This is a genomic window from Pacificibacter marinus (genome assembly GCF_018860665.1).
Lineage (GTDB): Bacteria > Pseudomonadota > Alphaproteobacteria > Rhodobacterales > Rhodobacteraceae > Celeribacter > Celeribacter marinus_A.
In genome coordinates, this window is sequence record NZ_JAHKPK010000055.1 from 32,624 (window position 1) to 54,036 (window position 21,413).

General features: G+C 53.9%; 21 protein-coding genes. 13 read left to right on the top strand and 8 right to left on the bottom strand.

The genetic code is table 11. From position 1 onward, the window contains the following. Positions 1–3 precede the first annotated feature (3 nt). Entirely contained in the window at positions 4–1,647 is a 1,644-nt protein-coding gene (locus KO497_RS14100; RefSeq protein ID WP_215944597.1) for a peptidoglycan -binding protein, read from the top strand. A 2-nt stretch (positions 1,648–1,649) separates the two neighbouring features. On the opposite strand, the gene KO497_RS14105 is transcribed toward KO497_RS14100, so the two are convergent. The 3 genes from KO497_RS14105 to gloB all read right to left on the bottom strand — a co-directional run bounded on the left by KO497_RS14105 (position 1,650) and on the right by gloB (position 5,983). Beyond that, complete coding sequence (locus tag KO497_RS14105; RefSeq protein WP_252729683.1) at positions 1,650–2,588, bottom strand: M23 family metallopeptidase; 939 nt, start codon at positions 2,586–2,588, stop codon at positions 1,650–1,652. A 40-nt stretch (positions 2,589–2,628) separates the two neighbouring features. Further along, positions 2,629–4,962, bottom strand: a complete 2,334-nt coding sequence (gene clpA, locus KO497_RS14110; RefSeq protein ID WP_215944835.1) for an ATP-dependent Clp protease ATP-binding subunit ClpA — start codon at positions 4,960–4,962, stop codon at positions 2,629–2,631. 235 nt (positions 4,963–5,197) lie between these two features. Continuing rightward, positions 5,198–5,983 carry a hydroxyacylglutathione hydrolase gene (gene gloB, locus KO497_RS14115; protein WP_215944598.1) on the bottom strand — a complete coding sequence of 262 codons (786 nt, stop codon included), beginning with the start codon at positions 5,981–5,983 and terminating at the stop codon, positions 5,198–5,200. Positions 5,984–6,046: 63 nt separating this feature from the next. Here gloB and KO497_RS14120 point away from each other — a divergent pair, with 63 nt between their 5' ends. The 8 genes from KO497_RS14120 to KO497_RS14155 all read left to right on the top strand — a co-directional run bounded on the left by KO497_RS14120 (position 6,047) and on the right by KO497_RS14155 (position 14,323). Then, positions 6,047–6,874 (top strand): class I SAM-dependent methyltransferase, encoded by an 828-nt coding sequence (locus KO497_RS14120; protein WP_252729716.1) that lies wholly within the window; start codon positions 6,047–6,049, stop codon positions 6,872–6,874. 450 nt (positions 6,875–7,324) lie between these two features. Continuing rightward, a complete protein-coding gene (locus KO497_RS14125; RefSeq protein ID WP_215944599.1) occupies positions 7,325–8,020 on the top strand; it encodes a GntR family transcriptional regulator in 696 nt (231 codons plus the stop codon). Between the two features lie 74 nt (positions 8,021–8,094). Beyond that, a complete protein-coding gene (locus KO497_RS14130; RefSeq protein WP_252729685.1) occupies positions 8,095–9,147 on the top strand; it encodes an amino acid ABC transporter substrate-binding protein in 1,053 nt (350 codons plus the stop codon). A gap of 21 nt (positions 9,148–9,168) precedes the next feature. Further along, a complete protein-coding gene (locus tag KO497_RS14135; RefSeq protein ID WP_215944600.1) occupies positions 9,169–10,392 on the top strand; it encodes an amino acid ABC transporter permease in 1,224 nt (407 codons plus the stop codon). A 2-nt stretch (positions 10,393–10,394) separates the two neighbouring features. Beyond that, positions 10,395–11,516: an amino acid ABC transporter permease gene (locus KO497_RS14140; RefSeq protein WP_215944601.1), complete on the top strand. Its 1,122-nt coding sequence runs from the start codon at positions 10,395–10,397 to the stop codon at positions 11,514–11,516. Continuing rightward, positions 11,513–12,265, top strand: coding sequence for an amino acid ABC transporter ATP-binding protein (locus KO497_RS14145; RefSeq protein WP_215944602.1), 753 nt, complete (start codon positions 11,513–11,515; stop codon positions 12,263–12,265). Before KO497_RS14140 ends, KO497_RS14145 begins: the two co-directional genes overlap by 4 nt. A gap of 30 nt (positions 12,266–12,295) precedes the next feature. Beyond that, a complete protein-coding gene (locus KO497_RS14150; RefSeq protein WP_215944603.1) occupies positions 12,296–13,477 on the top strand; it encodes an aminotransferase class V-fold PLP-dependent enzyme in 1,182 nt (393 codons plus the stop codon). Between the two features lie 45 nt (positions 13,478–13,522). Then, positions 13,523–14,323, top strand: coding sequence for an aspartate dehydrogenase (locus KO497_RS14155; RefSeq protein ID WP_215944604.1), 801 nt, complete (start codon positions 13,523–13,525; stop codon positions 14,321–14,323). A 106-nt stretch (positions 14,324–14,429) separates the two neighbouring features. On the opposite strand, the gene rpsU is transcribed toward KO497_RS14155, so the two are convergent. Then, positions 14,430–14,636 carry a 30S ribosomal protein S21 gene (gene rpsU / locus KO497_RS14160; RefSeq protein WP_058263026.1) on the bottom strand — a complete coding sequence of 69 codons (207 nt, stop codon included), beginning with the start codon at positions 14,634–14,636 and terminating at the stop codon, positions 14,430–14,432. A gap of 110 nt (positions 14,637–14,746) precedes the next feature. Between rpsU and KO497_RS14165 the strand changes: the two genes are divergently transcribed. Together KO497_RS14165 and KO497_RS14170 are read left to right on the top strand one after the other, a co-directional pair. After that, on the top strand, positions 14,747–15,445 hold the full coding sequence (locus tag KO497_RS14165; protein ID WP_215944605.1) for a COQ9 family protein: 699 nt from the start codon (positions 14,747–14,749) through the stop codon (positions 15,443–15,445). Next, a complete protein-coding gene (locus tag KO497_RS14170) occupies positions 15,445–16,446 on the top strand; it encodes an NAD(P)H-quinone oxidoreductase (protein WP_436799296.1) in 1,002 nt (333 codons plus the stop codon). The genes KO497_RS14165 and KO497_RS14170 overlap by 1 nt, the downstream gene beginning before the upstream one ends. A gap of 43 nt (positions 16,447–16,489) precedes the next feature. Here KO497_RS14170 and KO497_RS14175 read toward each other — a convergent pair whose 3' ends face one another. Next, positions 16,490–17,131, bottom strand: a complete 642-nt coding sequence (locus KO497_RS14175) for a ribonuclease T2 family protein (protein ID WP_215944606.1) — start codon at positions 17,129–17,131, stop codon at positions 16,490–16,492. A 147-nt stretch (positions 17,132–17,278) separates the two neighbouring features. Between KO497_RS14175 and KO497_RS14180 the strand changes: the two genes are divergently transcribed. Next, positions 17,279–18,013: a DUF1013 domain-containing protein gene (locus tag KO497_RS14180; protein ID WP_215944607.1), complete on the top strand. Its 735-nt coding sequence runs from the start codon at positions 17,279–17,281 to the stop codon at positions 18,011–18,013. Between the two features lie 262 nt (positions 18,014–18,275). Continuing rightward, positions 18,276–18,515, top strand: a complete 240-nt coding sequence (locus tag KO497_RS14185; RefSeq protein WP_354668125.1) for a hypothetical protein — start codon at positions 18,276–18,278, stop codon at positions 18,513–18,515. Positions 18,516–18,522: 7 nt separating this feature from the next. On the opposite strand, the gene recR is transcribed toward KO497_RS14185, so the two are convergent. From recR to KO497_RS14200, 3 genes are all read right to left on the bottom strand, one after another. Beyond that, positions 18,523–19,119, bottom strand: a complete 597-nt coding sequence (recR, locus tag KO497_RS14190; RefSeq protein ID WP_215944608.1) for a recombination mediator RecR — start codon at positions 19,117–19,119, stop codon at positions 18,523–18,525. 9 nt (positions 19,120–19,128) lie between these two features. After that, positions 19,129–19,473 carry a YbaB/EbfC family nucleoid-associated protein gene (locus KO497_RS14195; RefSeq protein ID WP_215944839.1) on the bottom strand — a complete coding sequence of 115 codons (345 nt, stop codon included), beginning with the start codon at positions 19,471–19,473 and terminating at the stop codon, positions 19,129–19,131. Between the two features lie 86 nt (positions 19,474–19,559). Further along, a complete protein-coding gene (locus KO497_RS14200; protein ID WP_215944609.1) occupies positions 19,560–21,347 on the bottom strand; it encodes a DNA polymerase III subunit gamma/tau in 1,788 nt (595 codons plus the stop codon). Between the last annotated feature and the right edge of the window lie 66 nt (positions 21,348–21,413).

The window sequence follows — 21,413 nt, forward strand, 5'->3', positions numbered from 1 at the left end:
GTCATGGCCGTTTTGCGCCGGTCCTCGCAACGTATGTCTGGGTCGATTTGGCCCGGGTTTGTCGATGCGATGACCGCGCTTTTGCTGGTTTTGATGTTCGTTTTGACCATTTTCATGGTTGTGCAATCGATGTTGCGCGAAACGATTTCAGGGCAAGAAACGGAACTCAACGCATTGACATCTGAAGTCGAGGCCTTGGCGCGCGCATTGGGATTAGAGCAACAGCGTGCGTTTGGGTTGGAAGATCAACTTGGCACGATCCGCGCCACATTGAGCGAGGCACGCGAGACAGCAACGGCGCAATCGGCATTGATTGCCTCGCTTCAGACGCAAAATGCCGAAAAAGAGGCGCAAATTGCCTCGTTCGAGGCACAAGTCGCCAGTTTGTTGTCTGAACGTGACACGGCTTTGGCATTATCCGATGAACAATCCGCGACCATTGCGGAATTGGAAAGCGCAAATGCGCGAATTATTTCTGAGCAAGAGGCCTTGCAACTTGCTTTGGCCCGCGCCCGTGACGAAATCGACGCCGTGACAGAAAATGCGCGTTTGGCTGCTGCTCGGCGTGAGGCTTTGGATGCTTTGGTGGCGCAGTTGCAAACGGATGTCGTGGATAAGGATGCGGCCTTGGCCGCCGCCATCGCCCGCGCAGATGAAACAACCACAGCTTTAAGCGCAGCTGAGCAAGCCCGTCTTTTAGATCAAGCGGCCTTGCAAGCGTTGCGTGATAAGCTGGCGACGTCGCAAGATGAGTTAACCGCATTGACCCTCGCGCTTGAAGAAGAACGTAAGTCTGCAGAAGAAACCCTGACCTTACTCGCAGCCGCTGAGGCCGCCCGCCGTTCGCTTGATCTTGATGCACAGTCTCAATTGTCAGAAGCACAAAAACAGGCGGCTTTGTTGGCAACGGCCAAAGCTGCGCTGGCGGAGGAAAGTGAAAGATCGGCAGAAAGTGAGCGCAAAGTGACCTTGCTCAATCAACAGGTCTCGGCGTTGCGCAGTCAGTTGTCGTCTTTGCAAGCCATTTTGGATGATCGCACAGAGCGCGATGCCGAGGCCAATGTCCAAATTGACGCCCTGACATCGCGGCTTAATTCTGCTCTTGCTCAGGTCGCAGCCGAAGAGCGCCGCAGGGCGCAATTGGAAGAAGCCGAACGCAAGCGCTTAGAGGAAGAAGCCAAGCAATTGCAGAATTATCGATCAGAATTCTTTGGTCGCTTGCGCGAAATTTTAGGGGACCGTGATGGCGTGCGCATCGTGGGGGATCGTTTTGTGTTCTCTTCAGAAGTGCTGTTTGATCAAGGCTCGGCCACTTTGGCGTCCAGCGGCCAAGCGCAAATTGCTCGTGTAGCCAGTATTTTATCCGAGGTGTCCAAAGACATCCCTGCGGAAATCGATTGGGTGATCCGCGTGGATGGCCATACCGATAAAGTGCCCTTGTCGGGGGACGGCGACTACAAAGATAATTGGGAATTAAGCCAAGCGCGGGCGCTGTCCGTCGTGCGCTATATGACGGATGCGCTTGGGTTTCCGGGAAGTCGTTTGGCAGCGGCAGGATTTGGCGAATTTCATCCGATTGCCTTAGGGGATAGCCCCGCTGCTTTGGCACAAAATCGTCGAATTGAGTTAAAGCTCACAGAAAAATAGCTCTAGGGCGTCACTGTAATTTGGTTCGTTTGGGCGTCGATCATTTTTCCGTCACGTATGATCTGGACCTTGCCCATATAAGTGCCTGCAGGCCACCCCGTCGATGATTTTCGCCCCGTTGCATTGAAATATTGGGCTTGGGGCTTGTTCACAGTAACGTCGCGACTGGCAACCGTGCCATTCGGGCCGGTGAGCTCTAGACGCATAATATCATTGTCTTGGCCCCCAAAAGCAAATCCGAATACGACCAAAGCAGAGCTGTCGCTGGGCAAGGTTTCAGCCTGTGCTGTTCCTGCTTTGACGTCATCGTAATCTGGAATTTTGGATGTAATTCCGACAGACAATAGGCCTGATGACTGATAGGCGAGCGGGCTGTCCCACAGGGTCTGTGCATCAGTTTCACCGCATGTGGTCGTTGGTTCTGGTCGAAACGGATCAACGACTTTACCGTCTTTTCGAACAGCCAAATGAACGTGCGGAAACTCGGTCATGCCTGATAGACCGACATAGCCGAGGAGCGCGCCTTTGTCCAAGCGGTCGCCTTTTTTGACGTGAATTGAGCCTTGCATCATATGGCAATATTGCGTGGTCCAGCCCGCGCCATGATCGATGACAAGCCCATTGCCGCATTCAACATCCGTCACGTCCGGTGCGCCCGCAGTGCGTTGACGGTGATCTTTCATGCCGTCGCGCGTTGCGGTGACTGTGCCTGCGGCAGAGGCAAGGACAGGCACATTGTCCTCTAGATCAAGGCCCGTCGGCAAGGCAAAGTCTGTGCCTTTATGGCCGTCATAGCTGAGATTGCCGCAAGTGAAATCGGCCATAGCGTCACTAGGATCCGCATCGACATAGTTTTGGATATAACAACTGTCGCCGATCACGCAGTCAATCGGGAGGCCCAAAGAAATATCCCCCGCCAACACTGGGCTAGCGGGGGACATGGATATTGTCACAGACAATGTTAGAGCACGCATCATCAATTTAATCAGCTGTCAGTAAAGGTGGCTTTTTACGAGCGGCAATTTTGCGATCACCTGGTTCTTCGATCCGTAGATCGATTTTCCCATCTTTGATGCCAACTTGAACGACACCGCCTTTGGCCAGTTTGCCAAAGAGCAATTCTTCGGCGAGTGGTTTCTTGATGTATTCTTGGATCACACGGCCAAGAGGACGTGCCCCCATTTTGCTGTCATAGCCTTTGTCACCAAGCCATTCAGCGGCAGCCTGTGTCAGTTCAATCTGTACATTGCGGTCCATAAGCTGTGCTTCGAGTTGTAGTACAAATTTTTCGACCACTTGGAAAATCACGTCTTTTGGCAGTGGCGCGAAAGAAATCACAGCATCCAAACGGTTACGGAATTCCGGCGTAAAGGTGCGTTCAATCGCTGCGGTGTCTTCGCCCGTCCGACGATCACGACCAAAGCCTATGGCTTCTTTAGCTTGCTCAGCCGCACCCGCATTCGATGTCATGATCAAAATGACATTGCGGAAATCAACCGTGCGCCCGTTGTGATCTGTGAGTTTCCCATTGTCCATCACTTGAAGCAGGATGTTGTAAACGTCTGGGTGGGCTTTTTCCATTTCATCGAGCAAGAGCACACAATGCGGGTGTTGATCGACACCGTCTGTGAGCATACCGCCTTGGTCGAAACCGACATAGCCGGGAGGGGCACCGATCAAGCGTGAAACGGCGTGTTTTTCCATATATTCTGACATGTCGAAGCGCAAAAGCTCAACCCCAAGCGTGTCTGCAAGCTGTTTGGCCACTTCGGTTTTGCCCACACCCGTTGGGCCTGCGAACAGATAGTTGCCGATTGGTTTTTCAGGTTCACGCAGACCCGCACGCGCCAATTTGATGGCTGACGACAGGGCGACGATGGCGTCGTCTTGTCCAAAAACCACACGTTTGAGCGTGGCTTCGAGATCTTTAAGCACTTCCGCATCGCCTTTAGAGACGTTTTTAGCAGGAATGCGCGCGATTTTCGCCACCACAGCTTCGATTTCTTTGGTTCCGATTGTCTTGCGACGACGACTTTCAGAAACGAGATGCTGCGCCGCGCCAGCTTCGTCAATCACGTCGATGGCTTTGTCGGGGAGCTTGCGATCGTGGATATAGCGCGCAGCCAGTTCGACAGCAGATTTGATCGCATCATTGGTGTAACGAATGTCGTGATGTTCCTCAAAGTAGGGTTTGATCCCCATCAGAATTTTCACAGCATCATCCACAGACGGTTCGTTCACATCAATTTTTTGGAAACGACGCGCCAAAGCGCGATCTTTTTCAAAATGCTGACGGAACTCTTTGTAAGTTGTCGAGCCCATGCAACGCAGTTTGCCGCCCGCCAAAGCAGGTTTGAGCAAGTTAGATGCATCCATCGCACCGCCAGAGGTCGCACCCGCGCCGATGACAGTGTGAATTTCATCAATAAAGAGCACAGCATCGGGGTGATCTTCGAGCTCTTTCATCACGGCTTTGAGGCGTTCCTCAAAATCACCGCGGTACCGCGTGCCAGCCAGCAAAGCGCCAAGGTCAAGCGAATAGATTGTAGAGCCTGACAAAACCGCTGGAGTTTCCCCATCAACGATTTTGCGCGCGAGGCCTTCGGCGATGGCGGTTTTGCCAACACCAGGGTCGCCTACCAAAAGCGGGTTGTTCTTACGACGGCGACACAGCACTTGGATGCAGCGTTCGACTTCATGCGAGCGCCCAATGAGAGGGTCCACATCCCCTTCGGCGGCCTTTTTGTTCAGATCGACGCAGTATTTTGCCAATGCGGATTCTTTTTCTTCGCCGCCAGATGTTGGCCCGCCCATAGCGGCACCATCCCCATCTTCGTCAGCGCCTGTGATCGGACGGGTTTCTTCAAAGTCAGGATCTTTGGCAACGCCATGCGCGATGAAATTCACCGCGTCGTAGCGTGTCATGTCTTGCTCTTGTAAGAAAAACGCCGCGTTGGATTCGCGTTCGGCAAAAATTGCCACCAGCACATTGGCTCCGGTCACTTCTGTGCGACCTGACGACTGTACATGGATCGCGGCGCGCTGAATAACGCGTTGGAACGAGGCTGTTGGGACGGCTTCAGAGCCTTCCACATCAGTGATCAAAGTTGTCAGATCATCTTCGATATAGTCGACAAGCGTTTTGCGCAGGTCTTCGAGTTCAACATTACAGGCCTGCATCACGCGGGCTGCGTCAGGTTCATCAATCAACGCGAGCAAAAGATGCTCAAGCGTTGCGAGTTCATGTTTGCGCGAATTTGCAAGCGCCAGCGCTGCGTGAATAGCATGCTCTAGGGTGTTCGAAAATGATGGCACTGTGGGGGTGCTCCTTTCATTCGGGTCCAGACGGGACATATAGCGGCCCTATAGCCACCGTCGCCTCATACTCTTAAAGTTCGATTTATACTTGCGCACTTCAAGATATTTCTTGGTTAAGACACGTCATTTTGACCGGTCATTCCAATATTTGTTCGGCACAGCTTAGTTTTGCCGCCCCTTTGTTAACATGATGTATGCTGCGCCCCTGTCTTTGCAAGGGCCAATTGCAATATCAGAACCTGTCTTTTCGGGCACGAATTTCTGTAAAGGCTTCTAAATCGGTTGCGCCGGACATTCCTATGGCTGTTTTGAGGGCCGCATTGTCTGCACGAAGGAATGGGTTTGTCTCGATTTCAAGCTGCAATACAGACGGCACGGTGGGTAGGTTTTGTGCCCGCTTTGCGGTGATGTCCGCGATCCGCGCTTTAAGGGCGGCGTTGTCTGGGTCGACAGTGATTGCGAAGGCGGCGTTGCTTTGGGTGTATTCGTGGCCAGAACACACGATGGTTTGCGCGGGCAGTGCTCGCAGCTTTTGCAAGCTGTCCCACATTTGCGCGGGCGTGCCCTCAAATAAGCGTCCACAACCAAGCGCCATTAGACTGTCGGCGGTGAATAGGGTGGCGATTTCGGGCAGGTGGAACGCGATGTGGCCGACCGTATGTCCTGATACATCCATGACGTGCACAGGGATGTCCCCGAACATAAATGTATCACCGTCACAAGTTTGATAGGTGATCAGGTCGGCGGGCAGGCGGTGCATATCAGCACGTGCAGCCACAACACGCGGGGACCAGCTGCGAGCGGCACAGGCGTCCAGCAGGGGCGCGAGCCCGTCGATATGATCCCAATGGTGATGGGTGATCCATATGTCGGTCAGTGGCCAGCCGCGTTTGTCCAACTCGGCCAGAATAGGCGCGTGATCAGCGACATCGACAACAGCGGTCGATCCTGATGCCGCGTCGTGCAGCACAAATGCGTAGTTATCTTTGAGCACTGGCAGTGTGACGCGTTCTATCATGGTATTTGTCCGCTTTTTGAGTCATTGTTGATTTAACACTGTGTCATGGGCCTCGAATATTCAATGCATCTCGACGTTGTTGATCTTAGAAATTTTTACTACCGCACTGGTCTTGGGCGGGCGGCGCAGCGTGTGATCCGCAATCAAGTGGTGTCTTACTGGCCCGATGCGTCACGTCAAACCGTTGCAGGTTTTGGCTTTGCCGTGCCGTTGTTGCGCCCCTATTTGGCTGACGCGCGCCGCGTGGTGGCTTTGATGCCCGATCAGCAGGGGGTTATGCATTGGCCCGCTGGTATGGAAAATACATCGACGCTGTGTCAAGAAATTCGCTGGCCGTTGCAAACAGGCGTTGTGGATCGACTTGTGGTGATGCACGGGCTTGAGACTTCGGAAAACCAAACCGCACTTTTAGATGAATGCTGGCGGGTTTTGGGACCGGGGGGCAAGGCTTTGTTTATTGTTCCCAATCGCGGCGGGGTATGGTCGCGCTCGGACAGCACGCCGTTTGGCTATGGCCGCCCCTATTCTTTAGGGCAATTGGAGGCGCAGCTTAAACTCGCGAATTTTGTGCCTGAACGCCACAAGGCCGTGTTGTTTCAGCCGCCCTCGAATAAAAAATTCTGGCTGCGCTCTGGGCCTGTATTGGAGAAAATTGGTCGCCAAGTGACGGATCACTTGGCAGGCGGGGTTTTGATGCTGGAAGTGTCGAAACAAGTTTACGCGCAAACCGGTACGGGCAGTCCCCAGGCCATCAAGCGTGCGAAAGGCGTTTTGGGTGGGTTGCGGCCTGTGCCCGAGGCGAAGCCGGCCTATAACAAAGGTGGGGCGAAGCCAGCCTACACTGCGACCACACAGGCGGCCAACAAAGGTACAGCGAAACCAGCTTTATGAGTTTGGGGTGATCGTTGTTTGTGCCTCATGCAGGCAGGCAGGCAGTTATTTGCGATGTCCGTTATGTTGGAAAATATCATAGATATGCATCTGGTTGCTCAACCGAAATCGCTTCATGCGTCACCGCAAATCTGTGTCAGTCGCTTTGTTATCAACCTAGCTTAGCTATCGATAGTTGATGGACGGAGCCGATATTTAAACAATATGGCTCATTGAGCGGTTGTGGCGGTTATTCAACATGCTGCGGCCAAGTTATCCACATATTTTATGCGATTCTTAGGGCCCCGAGTTCTTCGGTGGGGCATGGCGCGGTTCTGCGTCTGGCGTGTTTTGCGCCTGATCCCAGCTTAACGCCTAAATATAGTGCAAAAGGGCCGTGAGGGTTGGCGGGATTGGAATGATCGGCAAAATTTAGTTGATCGACCACTGGTATACCGACACCATACCAGTATGACACAGACATCTTCTTCCCCCAAAGAATCGGTTCACAAGCTGATCCTAGACGCCATTTTAAGTGGCGATATCGATGTGAAAGACCAGATATCCGAGCGCGGCATTGCTGAGCGCTTTTCGGTTGGTCGCACGAAAGTCCGCGAAGCGCTGCGCGATCTGATCAATGATGGCATTTTGTCCGCGGAGCCCGCGCGCGGCACCTTTATTCGCGAGCTGACACTCACCGAGATGCGCGAAATCTATGAGGTCCGCTATGCGCTTGAAAGCATGGCGGCGCACCTTGCGGCCAAGCACGGCCCACTGCCAGAACTCGCCGCCTACGCAGAGCGGTTCGAGGATATGCGCAACAATACGGCCAATTATGACCTGAAGGAAATTGACGAATACGGGGCAGAGTTCCACACCGAAATCTTTCGCTCCGCACGCAATGAAAAATTACTGCAAATCTATCAACCCGTGCGCTTGCGCTTGGCGACAGCGCTGACATTGCCGCGGTATTACGAACCCGATTGGGTTCTGAAAGCGCTGGATGAGCACATCGAAATTCTAAAGGCGATTACCGACCGTGACAGCATGTTGGCGCAGTCGCGTCTTGTGGAGCACATGGCCAAAGGGTTCGAGACCCGCATGCGGATCTTTGATCGCTTGGATGGATATAGTCTGCCGCCTTTGCACACCAAAGGCATGACATAACCGCCGCTTATTCCCCAGCGCCCATGGGGGCGCAAGTACTCCCTAAATCTCCCCACTCCTTGAAAGGAAGACAAATGGATATGACTACAAAGCTATCTCGTTACGCCGGACAGGTTGCCGGTGCTGCATTGGCGCTCGTTGCGGCTCAGGCTGTTGCGACCACTGCATCGGCCGAAACCACACTGGAAAGTGTGATCGCAGCTGACGTCGTGATGTGTGGATCAAACGGCGGTCGCGCTGGTTTTTCTGCGCTGGACAGTAAAGGCGAATGGCAAGGTTTGGACGTTGACATGTGTCGCGCCATCGCGGCCTCTGTTTTGGGCGATGCCTCTAAAATTCAGATGGTGAAAACCAGCAGCCAAACACGGTTTACCGCGTTGCAAACAGGCGAGATCGACGTGCTTTTGCGCAACGCAACATGGACGTTGAGCCGCGATAGCAAACTGGCGCTCGATTTCGTGGCACCTACTTTTTACGATGGTCAGGGCTTTATGGTCAGTGCCGCGGCAGGTGTCAGCTCGATCGAAGACCTTGATGGCGCGACAGTTTGTTTGTTGCCTGGCTCCACCTCTGAATTGGTGGCCGAAGAGGTCTTTACAGGGCGCGGTTTGGAATACACGCCTGTCGTTATTCAAAGCTCAAGTGAATTGGACTCTGCGTTTTTCAATGGCCGCTGTGACGTGAACATTCAATCCACCTCTGGTTTGGCCGCAAAACGTGCCACTGTTGCGGAAAACCCTGCTGATTGGGTGATCTTGGATGAAATCGTCGGCAAAGATCCAATGGGGCCTGTTGTGCGCCAAGATGATCCGCAGTGGAAAGACATCGTGGCATGGACTGCTTATGCGATGATGGAAGCCGAAGAATTGGGCGTCACATCGGAAAACGTCGCGGAATTGCGTGATGAGGGCAATGTCAAATATGCGCTTTTCCTTGGTGCTGACGGAGATTTAGGTGAGCTCTTGGGTCTGCAAAATGACTGGGTTTACAATGTTGTGTCACAAGTCGGGAACTACGGCGAAATGTTTGAGCGCAACTTGGGACAAGAGTCTCCGCTGAAACTTGCGCGCGGGCTGAATGCGCAATGGGTCGACGGTGGCCTGCTCTACGCTCCGCCCTTTAAATAAGCTGTAATTGTCAGGATGCCGATGACCTATTCTAATGCAAAAACCACAGATGAAAGCCTGCCGCGACGCAAGCCGCCCAAGACGCAAGGCCTGTCCTTGAACGGATTTTGGCACGACCAGCGGTTCCGCAACTTCGTGGCTCAGGCGATTGTTATTGCTGTGGTCATCGGTTTCTTTGTTTACATCATTGGCAATGCCCAACGGGCCTTGTCAGATCAAGGGATCAAAACCGGTTTCGGTTTTCTAATGGACAGCGCTGGCTTTGCGATTGGGGAATCTCTTATCCCGTTTTCAGCCTCTGACAGCTTTTTACGCGCTTATGGCGTCGGCATTTTGAACACTTTGAAAGTGTCGTTCGCAGCGATCATTCTGGCCAGTATTATCGGTGTCTTGCTTGGGGTTGCGCGTTTGTCGCGCAATGTCATGCTGAACCGCTTTGCCTCAATCTATGTCGAGGTATTTCGCAATACGCCGCAATTATTGCAGATCGTGTTTTGGTACATGTTGGCGGTCCAACTGCCTGGACCGAAGCAAGCCTTTAGCTTTGGTGACATAGCTTTTTTGAGCAACCGAGGGCTGGTCCTTCCCGGTCCAGGTGAGGGTTCAGGATTTGGATTTGCATTGATCGGTTTGGTGATTGCCGCAGCAGGCGTTGTTTTTTGGCGCCGCCATCTTGAAAAACGCCTGCGCCAAACAGGCAAAAAGATTAACGGTTTGCCCCTGTCTATTGCAATTATGGTGATCGTGCCGGCTGTGATTTGGACGGTTTTCGGATCGCCCAGCCAGATCGAAGTACCAGCTTTGCGCGGATTTAACATTCGCGGTGGATTGCAATTGTCGCCCGAATTTTTGGCGCTGTTTTTGGGGCTGTCTCTATATATCGCAGCCTTTATCGCGGAAATCGTGCGTGCCGGTATTGCGTCGGTGAACAAGGGCCAGATCGAGGCAGCCACTGCCATGGGGATCAAAAACGCTGACGTTTTATGGCGCGTTGTGCTGCCACAAGCGATGCGTGTCATCGTGCCGCCAACAACTGCGCAATATGTCAGTCTGCTGAAAAACAGCTCGTTGGGTGTGATGATCGGCTACCCTGAACTGTTCAACCTGAACAACACAATTTTGACCGCCAGCGGTAACACGGTCGAGGCGATTATCATCATGATGGCAATCTATCTCAGCCTGACGACCACCATCGCGGTGATCATGAATTGGTACAATCGATCCGTTCAGTTGAAGGAACGCTAGACATGACATCACATCACTTGATTTCAAATGCGCAAACTGGTGCCAGTGCGGCACGCCCAGCCCCTGTGGCTGCGTCAGGACTGGTCCATTGGGCGCGTCACAATCTTTTTGATGGCATTCATAACACGATTTTTACCTTGCTGTGTTGTGCCTTGCTGATTGCCACCGTGCCAGATCTGTTCCGCTGGGCCATTTGGGATGCCGCTTGGACATCGGCCAATGGCGCTGATGCGTGTAAGGCAACAACCGGCGCGTGTTGGGCTGTGGTGCAAGAAAAATACCGCCTTATGCTGTTTGGCACCTATCCCTATGAGCAACATTGGCGTGGGGCGTTGGTGGTGCTGATCTTAGGCGGCATGTCTATTGTCAGCGGCTTTCGCATCTTTTGGACCAAATGGTTGCTTGTCGCTTGGGGGGGCGCATGGGTGGCTATTTTCGTGCTGCAACTTGGCGGCGTGTTTGGCCTTGTGTCGACGCCGACCCATTTGTGGGGCGGGCTGCCGCTGACCTTGTTGATCTTTTTTGGCACTGTGATCGGCGGGCTGCCTGTCGCGATTTTGCTGGCGCTGGGGCGTCAATCCAACTTACCGATCATCAAGGCGCTGTGCATCGGCTTTGTCGAAATGGTGCGCGGCGTGCCTTTGGTCACGGTGCTGTTTATGGCGGCTTTGATCTTTCCGCTGTTTGTGCCGGAATCGATGACGCCCGATAAATTCGTGCGCGCGCTGATCGGGATGTTGATGTTTTTCGCGGCCTATGCGGCGGACATCTTTCGCGGCGGATTGCAAGCGATCCCGCGGGGCCAATACGAGGCGGCAGAGGCGTTGGGCTTGCCCTATTGGCAAAAGACCACGCGGATCATTTTGCCTCAGACACTACGCATCGTTTTGCCGGCTTTGATGAACGACATCATTCGCGCGTTTAAAAACACCACATTCATCGCCATCATTGGTCTGTTTGACATTCTTGGCGCCACGAAATCCGCATTAGAGGACCCCATATGGGTCAGCTACGGCACAGAGGCCTACCTCTTTGTGATCGCACTCTATTTTGTCGTCTGTTTCAGTATGTCGAAATACAGCGTGTCCCTTGAGCGTGATCTGAATAAAGGAAATGTAAGATGACAAACGCATCTGACAGCGCGACCATCGAGCTGCGCAATGTGAACAAATGGTATGGCGACTTTCACGTGCTGCGCGATATCAACATGCAGGTCGGGCGTGGCGAAAAAGTGGTGATCTGCGGGCCTTCTGGGTCGGGTAAATCCACGTTGATCCGCTGCATCAACCGTCTTGAGGAACACCAAGAAGGCGATATCATCGTCAACGGTGTTGAGCTGACGCAGAACGTCAAAAACATCGACGAAGTGCGCCGCCATGTGGGGATGGTGTTTCAGAATTTTAACCTGTTTCCGCATCTGACCGTATTGGACAATCTGGTGCTTGCGCCCAATCTTGTGAACAGCGTGCCCAGACAAGACGCCGAGAATTTGGCGATGGAACTTTTGGAACGCGTGCGTATTCCCGAACAGGCCAATAAATATCCCGGTCAGCTGTCGGGCGGACAACAACAACGTGTTGCCATCGCGCGCTCGCTGATGATGAAGCCAGAGGTGATGTTGTTTGACGAGCCGACATCAGCGCTGGACCCTGAAATGATCAGCGAAGTTTTGGATGTTATGGGCGAATTGGCCGACGATGGAATGACGATGATTTGCGTCACTCATGAAATGGGATTTGCCAAACAGGTGGCCGATTTGGTCGTCTTTATGGCGGACGGTGAAGTTGTCGAAGCGGCACCACCCACTGAGTTCTTCACCAATGCGCAAAATCCGCGTACGCAGCAGTTTCTAAAGCAAATTTTGTCCCATTAAGACCAGCCTTAAAGAATGAATAAGAACACCATGAATTTTGACACATTCCGCGCAGGGTTTCCTGCACTGAGCGATCAGACCTATTTGTCTATCGCAGATAAGATGATCTTGAATGACACTGTACGCGGCGCGATTGATGTCTATCTGGACCGTCTCGCGTTGGCGTCCGTCGGGCGACTTGGTCATGAGGCCACTGTCGAGGAGGCAAGGGGCAAATTTGCACAGCTGGTCAACGCCGATCCGAAAAACATCGCGGTGACGCGTAATGTGTCAGACGGGGTCAATTGTATCGCGTGGTCCTTTGAGGATGTGCAGGGAAAAAACATGGTCTTGAGCGCCGATGTTGAGCATCCCAACAACATTTATCCTTGGCTGCGCCAACAAAAACGCGGGTTAGAGCTGCGTCTTGTGCCAGCCATGCCGGACGGGCAGCTTGATACAAAGGCTATGATTGCCGCGATGGATGATAACACGATTATTATGACGTGCCCCTCTGTGTCCTTCGCGCCGGGCTATCGCAGTGATCTTGATCGTCTGGGGGCGGCTTGTCGCAAGCGCGATGTGTTTTTTCTTGTGGACGGTGTGCAAACGGCGGGCGTTTTGCAGCACGATTTTGCGCAAGAGCCGATCGATGGCTTTGCGACCTCGGCCTCTAAAGGATTGTTGGGGTCTTACGGTATCGGGTTCTTGTATATTTCCGATCAGTGGCTTGATCGCCTGACGCCTGCCTATTTGTCGCGCCCCGCAGTGTATCAAGATTCTGAAGATCATTCGACCATGGGCAGCTTTGCTTACCAATTGCAGCCAAACGCACGACGCTATGAGGTGGGCAGCTATAACCTTGCGGGGGCCTATGCTGTGGCCGCGTCCTTGGAGTTGCTGCTTGATCTTGGCCCCGCGGCAACACAGGCCCGTGTCTTGGGGTTGGCCTCTGATCTGCGCGGTGGTTTGCAAGACACGATGTTTGGACCACGGGTCACGACATCGAACGATCCTGACAGGCTGTCGCATATCATCACCATCGGAACGCTCGATGCGGGCGGGCATGACACCTCGACCTGTGCAGATATCATGGGGTTGTCCGCAACGTTGAAAGACCACAAGATCACCCATGCCATCAGGCGCGGACAAATTCGAATGGCAGTCCATGCGTTTAACAACAGTGATGACATTGCTAAAACGCTTCATGCTGTTGCCCAATATCGCCCGTAAATTCGTCTCTTTGACCCAAAAGCCCGCCCAAAAAAGGAAGACAAAATGACTGTTTCAGTTGCCCTCATCGGGTTCGGTGCCATTGCCCAAGACCTGTTTGCCAAAGTACAGTCGGATCAGCATTTGAGGGTCAAACAAATATTGGTGCGGTGCGCAGCGCGTGAGGCCGCTCAGGCAAAAATCGATCCGCAAACCGAGGTTATCACCTCGGTAGAGGCCTTGGATGATGACATCGACTTTGTGTTGGAATGCGCAGGCCACGGTGCGCTCAAAGACTATGGCGCGGCTGTTTTGACGCGTGGGTTTGATCTGGGCATCCTGTCTGCAGGCGCTCTGTCTGACGAAGGGCTTGTCGCACAGCTCAACGCCGCCTCGGCACAGTCAAAGGCGAAAGTGATCGTCGTGCCTGGGGCCATCGGTGGGATTGATGCTATTTCGGCTGTTGGGGCCGACGGGTTGACCTCTGTTTGCTACACGGGTCGCAAAGCGCCGATCAGTTGGAAAGGTACGCCTGCTGATAAGGTCTGTGATCTCGATACTTTGACAGAGCCTTGCGAGGTTTTTTCAGGCACAGCACGCGAGGCCGCGCAAACCTTTCCGAAGAACGCCAATGTCGTGGCGACAGTTGCGCTGGCGGGGCTTGGTTTTGATGACACAACGGTGCGTTTGATCGCGGATCCCGCTGTGACACGCAACACCCACCGCGTCCAAGCCGTTGGTGATAATGTGGCTTTTGATTTTGAAACCAGTTCTGGCACATTGCCAAACAACCCGCGCACGTCGGCTTTGACCTCGCAAAGTGCGTATCGCGCACTCAAGCTTCGCGCCTATCCCTTTTCAACATAAGGCATCAACCTGATTGCAGAACAAGAAAACCCCCGATGCGCAAACATCGGGGGTTCTATTTTTATATGCCTTCGGAAAAAGGCCATTCGCTGTCAGATCAAAAGACCTAGAGCATGCCTTCGCGTTGAGCTTTTTTACGAGCCAACTTGCGAGCACGGCGGACGGCTTCGGCTTTCTCGCGTGCTTTTTTGACGGAGGGTTTCTCGAAATGTTGCTTAAGCTTCATTTCACGGAAAACGCCTTCGCGCTGAAGTTTTTTCTTCAGGGCACGGAGAGCTTGATCGACATTGTTGTCGCGAACGCTAACCTGCATGTGGTGTCACCACCTTCCTAGTTAGATTTGCATGAATTGCAGGAGCTCGCCCTATAGCAAAGCCGCGCTAGCTTGTCTACCATGTGAATAAGTCCAAAAGGAGAGATCCCATGCAAACGTCCGCTTACCCCGATCCAACCCGTGAAAAACTGGTGCAAGCCGCGATTCCGCACGTGGTTTTCGATGGCTGGGGGCCTGAGACCTTCCAAGCGGCGGTGACTGATTCGGGGGTTCCTGCGCAAATGGCCCGTGTCGCGGCGCCGCGTGGTTCGGTTGATTTGGCCGCAGCCTATCATAAAGGCGGTGATCGCGCGATGCAGACTGCGGCTCAGGCCGCCGACATGTCATGCTTGCGCTACAGCGAAAAGATTGCGCTATGTGTTTGGTTGCGCATTAAAGCGGTTGATCGCGAAGTGGTGCGTCGCGGGATGTCGTTGTTCTCTTTGCCGATCTATGCGCCTGAAGGCGTGCGTTTGGTGTGGGAAACATCAGATGCCATTTGGAACACTTTGGGCGACACGTCCAAGGATGTGAATTGGTACACAAAACGCGCGACCTTGTCCGCAGTGTTCACCTCGACCATCTTGTTTTGGCTCGGTGATGACAGCGAAGATTTTGCAGACACCAAGGCATTTTTAGATCGCCGTATTGATGATGTGATGTCGTTCGAGAAAGCCAAAGCGGGTGTGCGTGATAACAAGGCACTCTCGGCCTTGTTCGCTCTGCCCAATGCCATTCTAGGCACCATCAAAGCGCCCACAGGTGCGCGTCGCGATGACATCCCCGGCACACAAGCGAGTGATCAATAATGTCTTTGCCCATATCACTGCCCTCCACGATGCGCGCGGTTGAAATCACTGAGGCTGGTGCGCCCGAGGTTTTACAGCTTTGCGAACGCTCTGTGCCTGTGCCCAACGCTGGCGAGATCATCATCAAGGTCGCCTATGCGGGGGTGAACCGGCCCGATGCTTTACAGCGCGCTGGGTTGTATAACCCGCCAGCAGGCGCCTCTGATTTGCCGGGCCTTGAAGGCGCGGGCGAGGTTGTGGCCATTGGTTCGGACGTGACCAAGTGGCGCGTTGGCGATCAGGTCTGTGCCTTGCTGCCCGGTGGCGGCTATGCCGAATATGTCGCAACACCTGCGGTGCACGCCTTGCCTGTGCCAAACGGTTTAAGCTTGCGCGAAGCCGCTTGTTTGCCAGAGACGTTTTTTACCGTCTGGAGCAATGTGTTCATGCGCGGTGGTTTACAGTCCGGCGAAAAGTTTTTGGTGCACGGCGGCTCGTCAGGAATCGGCACAACGGCGATCCAACTGGCGCGGGCTTTTGGTGCGCGGGTCTTTGCGACGGCAGGATCGGCCGAGAAATGCGCGGCCTGTGTGGACCTTGGGGCTGAGCGGGCGATCAATTACCACGACGAGGATTTTGTTGAAATTTTGGGCGCTGAAGGCGGCGCCGATCTGATCTTGGACATGGTCGGTGGTTCGTATTTTCCGCGAAATCTCAAAGCTCTTGGTCTAGACGGTCGTTTGGTCAATATCGCGTTTTTGACTGGTATGAAGTCCGAGATTAATCTTTTGCAGGTTATGACAAAGCGGCTGACGCTGACGGGGTCAAACCTGCGCCCGCAATCTGTGGCTGCCAAAGCGCGGATCGCAGACGAGTTGTTAAGCCATGTCTGGCCTTTGATTGCAGCAGGGCAGGTGGCTCCTGTCATGCATTCCGACTTCGCACTTGAAGACGCCGCCGAAGCACATCGTTTGATGGAAACCAACGCACATATCGGCAAAATTGTGCTACGTGTGGGCTAAGTGATGCGGAATTCTACAACTTAAACGCACCCTATGATGGCTCTTAGTCGATGTGATCCAAACGCGCCTTGTCCAAGGTGCAATCGCGGATGGTGTCTTGGCCACATGACCGAGGCTCTAGGTCTTTCGACAGGCAGATGCGCACCTCTTGGATGCGTTGGTCTTTGCAGGTCACTGTGATCTCATCTTTATGCAGGCCTGCATTGGACTGCATAAAGGCTTGCTCGATCACAGAGGCGGGCAACAACACATCTTTTGTCAGGTTCTGAAACGCAGCAGGGCGGGTGACAGATTCAAACGCCTCGCGCGCGGTGTCCAGATACTCTTGCGCAGGCAGCCCCGCGCAACGTCCGTGTTTTTTCCACTGATACCAAGCGGCGCCATCTGTGCCCATGATGTCTTCCATCGCCTCGGTCTGGCGGCGGCTTGGATCGCGCATCGATGTGTTGCAGTAAGACGGCCAGCCGCGTTCATATTGCGGCCAAAGCCCATGCATCACCCAGCCAAGTTGGCGGTCGCATTGCGGGGAACCTCTGTCATCGCCTTCCAGTGCGCACCACGTCGGCGACCAAGACAAAGCCAAGACGTAATAGTCAAAATCGCCAGCCGGTTCGCCCTCGGAAAAAGCGGCTGTGGTGCTCATAAAGCCAGCAAGCGCCAGGCCGGTAACAATTGCTTTACGCATTTTCTCTTTCCTCTCACATCGATCCGCAGTATACAGGCTTCAAGTTCCCCCCACAATGTGAACCGTCCCTTTCGGGAAAGCCCTTTCAGGCGACGGAGAAGTTGTATCTGGGGCCTATCGTATTCAAGGTATTCAAGGAGAGTATCCATGGCAAAACCTATTATGGCGAAAGCCACAGCTGTTTGGCTCGTCGACAACACGACACTCAGCTTTGTTCAGATCGCAGCCTTTTGTGGTCTGCATGAACTGGAAGTCCAAGGCATCGCTGACGGCGATGTGGCGGCTGGCGTGAAAGGCTTTGACCCGATTGCAAACAATCAACTGACTCAGGCCGAGATTTCAGTCGCTGAAGCCGATCCAATGGCGCGTCTCAAGCTAAAGCACAATCCAGCCTCTGAAGGCGAAGAAAAACGTCGTGGCCCACGCTACACGCCTTTGTCCAAACGCCAAGATCGCCCGAATTCAATCTTGTGGTTGGTGAAATTTCACCCAGAATTGGCCGACGCGCAGATTACCAAATTGGTGGGCACAACCAAGCCGACGATCCAAGCAATCCGCGAGCGCACGCATTGGAACATCAACAACATGCAGCCAATCGATCCGGTTGCTTTGGGCCTGTGTAAGCAAACCGAATTGGACGCTGCCGTGCAAAAAGCCGCAGCCAAACGCGCTGCTGAAGGCAATGCTATGTCAGATGATGAGCGCCGCAAATTGTTGTCCACAGAGCAAACTTTGGGCATGGATGCAGAACCACGCATCCCAACAGCGATCTCTGGCTTGGAAGCCTTCACATTGGGTGACAATTCCGAGGACGAAACAGAAGCGCCGCTGCCAGACGCAGACAGCTTCTTTAACTTGCCAGATGACGACGACAAAGACTAAGCGCTTTGATCGCATGACTGACAAGGCCCGCCAATTTGGTGGGCCTTTTGCGTTTTGACTAAGCGTTGCAGTGGGGGCGTTACAGTGGGATCGGGGTGAGGCCTTCTTTGCCCAGTGAAGCAAAAATAGACAGCATACTGACAGTAGAAACCGGCCTGTCATGATCATCGAACGGGACATCGCCACCCCCTATTTATCTTGCGGATTATGGTGACCTGTGAATAGTGGTTGCACGATGACCAGTATATATTGAGGGCGTTACGTGTCGGCAATTTCTAGGCAGTTCATTCTGCGCAAACTGCAAGTGTTATGCATCTGGTTCGTCGTGATTACTGTGATTGTCTATCTTTATGCAGATGACATTGAACCGATGCCGGTCAGTCTTTTCAACAGGCTGCTTATTGCCGCAGGTATAGTCGTTTTTCTAAGCATCCCTTTCGTCAAGAAGATCGGGCGAATTTACCTGAACACCACACCTGACGACGCCGATCTTGATGATTGATGACGTCCTAAAACCCTTTGCGCGCCCGTAATGCGGCGGTGATCGTCCCGTCGTCCAGATAGTCCAACTCGCCGCCAATTGGCACGCCTTGGGCCAGCGAGGTCACGGTACAGACCCCCGCCAGTTCGTCGGCGATGTAATGCGCGGTGGTTTGCCCGTCGATGGTGGCGTTGAGCGCGAGAATGATTTCGGTGACGCCTTCGTCACGCACGCGGGACATCAACAACGGAATACGCAATTCTTCGGGGCCAATGGCATCCAGTGCCGACAGGGTGCCGCCCAGCACATGATATCGCCCGCGAAACACTGCAGCGCGCTCCATCGCCCATAGATCGGCCACATCTTCGACAACGCAAATCTCACCTATGGCGCGCTTTTCAGAAGCGCAAATGTCGCAGATCGTGCCCGTGCCGATATTGCCGCATTTCACGCATTCGCGGGCGTTCTCGGACACGGCTTTCATTGCATCCGCCAGCGGACTCATCAATCGTCCACGTTTCTTGATCAGGTGCAGCACCGCACGTCGTGCCGAACGCGGCCCGAGACCCGGCAGCTTGGCCATCAGATCAATCAGTGCATCAATGTCTTTGCGGCCCGCGTCCATAGTGTCGGCTTAAAACGGCATTTTGAAATCAGCCGGAAGGCCAAGACCTTCGGTGAGTTTCGCCATTTCAGATTGCGCCTTTGCGGTGGCTTTGCCCTGCGCATCTTTGATCGCTGCCAAGATTAAATCTTCGACCACTTCTTTTTCATCGGGGTGAAAAATAGACGGATCAATATCAAGCGCCGTCAGCGTGCCTTTGGCGTTTGCGGTGGCTTTCACCAGACCCGCACCGCTTTCACCCACAACGGTGACATTTTCCAACTGCTCTTGCATGTCAGCCATATCTTGCTGCATTTGCTGCGCTTTTTTCATCATGCCGGCCATATCGCCAAGCCCGCCAAGTCCTTTAAGCATCATGCTTTCCTTATCTTATGTCCTGCGCCAGTTATGATCCAATTATGGTTCAGGACAGGGAATTCAACCTATGTGTATGCGAGACGTTAGTCTTCTTCAAACGGATCCCATTCGTCTTCGACCTCTGGCAGCGCGTCAACGGCGGCTTCCAAAGCGATGGCTTCGGGTGTGCGGATTTTCGCGATTTTCGCACTGGGGAACAACTCAAACACCTTGGCCACAATCGGATGCGCACGGGCTTGGGCGCGCAGGGCAAGCTCCTTGGCGTTCTTAACCTCGTAAATCGTTTTGGTGCCCTCAGGTGCGCGTGAAATTGTCACGGCCCAACGCGCACCGGTAAAGGCATGCAACCGGCTGGCCAGTCGCGCGGCCAAATCTTGGGGAGCGTCATCGCTGGGCTCAAATTCGATCCGCCCAGGGGCATATTTTGCCAAACGGATGTAGTTTTCCATCTCAATCAAAAGCTTGGCATCGCGGTGATGACGCACCAATTCGATCACATCCTCAAAGCTGCCGTAACGGGCAAGTGAGGCCTCGGGTGCAGTCGCCAAAGCGGTGGCCGCCCCGCCGGACATGCTCGGCGCATGCGTGATTTGCCCTCTTGCCCCACCAGCAGACCCGCCGCCAGACATAGGTTGACCAGAGGCTGTAACCGATCCGCCACCTGCATGTGCCCCGCCGCCACCGCCAGAAGGTGGACGGGGCGGGGGATTTTGTTCATTCAGTTTGCGCACCAGATCGTCGGGCATCGGCAGATCAGCGACATGCGTTAAACGGATCACAGCCATTTCAGCCGCCATCATCGCGTTGGGGGCGGCTGCGATTTCTTCCAAAGATTTCAAAAGCATTTGCCACATCCGCGACAAGACGCGCATCGGAATTTTTTCAGACATGGTCAGTCCGCGGCTGCGCTCATCTGGTCCTATAGTGGGATCATCTGCGGCATTTGGCGTGATTTTGATGACTGACACCCAATGGGTAATGTCAGCCAAATCACGCATCACCGCCAAAGGATCAGCCCCGTCGGCATATTGCCCGCCGATCTCTTCCAAAGCGCCCGCAGCATCGCCCGACATGATCATATCGAACAGGTCCAAAACGCGGCCACGATCGGCAAGACCAAGCATCGCGCGCACTTGGTCAGCGGTGGTTTCGCCTGCGCCATGCGAAATGGCTTGATCCAGCAACGATTGCGCATCGCGGGCCGAGCCTTCGGCGGCGCGGGTGATCAACGCCAGCGCATCATCGGTGATCTCTGCGTTTTCCGCCGTGGCGATTTTGCGCAGCAAGGCGACCATCACTTCGGGTTCAATGCGGCGCAAATCAAAGCGTTGACAGCGCGACAGAACGGTCACCGGCACTTTGCGAATTTCCGTGGTGGCCATGATGAATTTCGTGTGCGCCATAGGTTCTTCAAGCGTTTTCAGCAGCGCGTTGAACGCGGCTGTCGACAGCATGTGAACCTCATCGATGATGAAGATTTTATAGCGCCCTTCGGCCGGCCGCGTGCGCGCCATCGAATTTAGCTCGCGAATATTGTCAACGCCGGTAGAGGATGCAGCATCGATTTCAAGCACATCGAAAAACCGCCCCTCAGAGATGCCCATGCAGGGTTTGCATTTGCCGCAAGGGGATGTGGTCGGACCGCCAGTGCCATCTTCGCCGATACAGTTCAGACCCTTGGCAATGATGCGCGCCGTGGTGGTTTTTCCCGTGCCGCGAATGCCGGTCATGATAAAAGCCTGCGCGATGCGATCCGCATCAAAGGCATTTTTCAGCGTGCGCACCATGGCGTCTTGGCCAACAAGATCGGCAAAGGTTTCGGGGCGGTACTTGCGCGCCAGAACCTGATAGCCTGTGTCCGTCTCGGTCATGTTGTGATCCCTCAAACTCTTGGGGTTAAGGTATGCGCGCAGAGGCGAAGTCGCAACCCAAGTTGC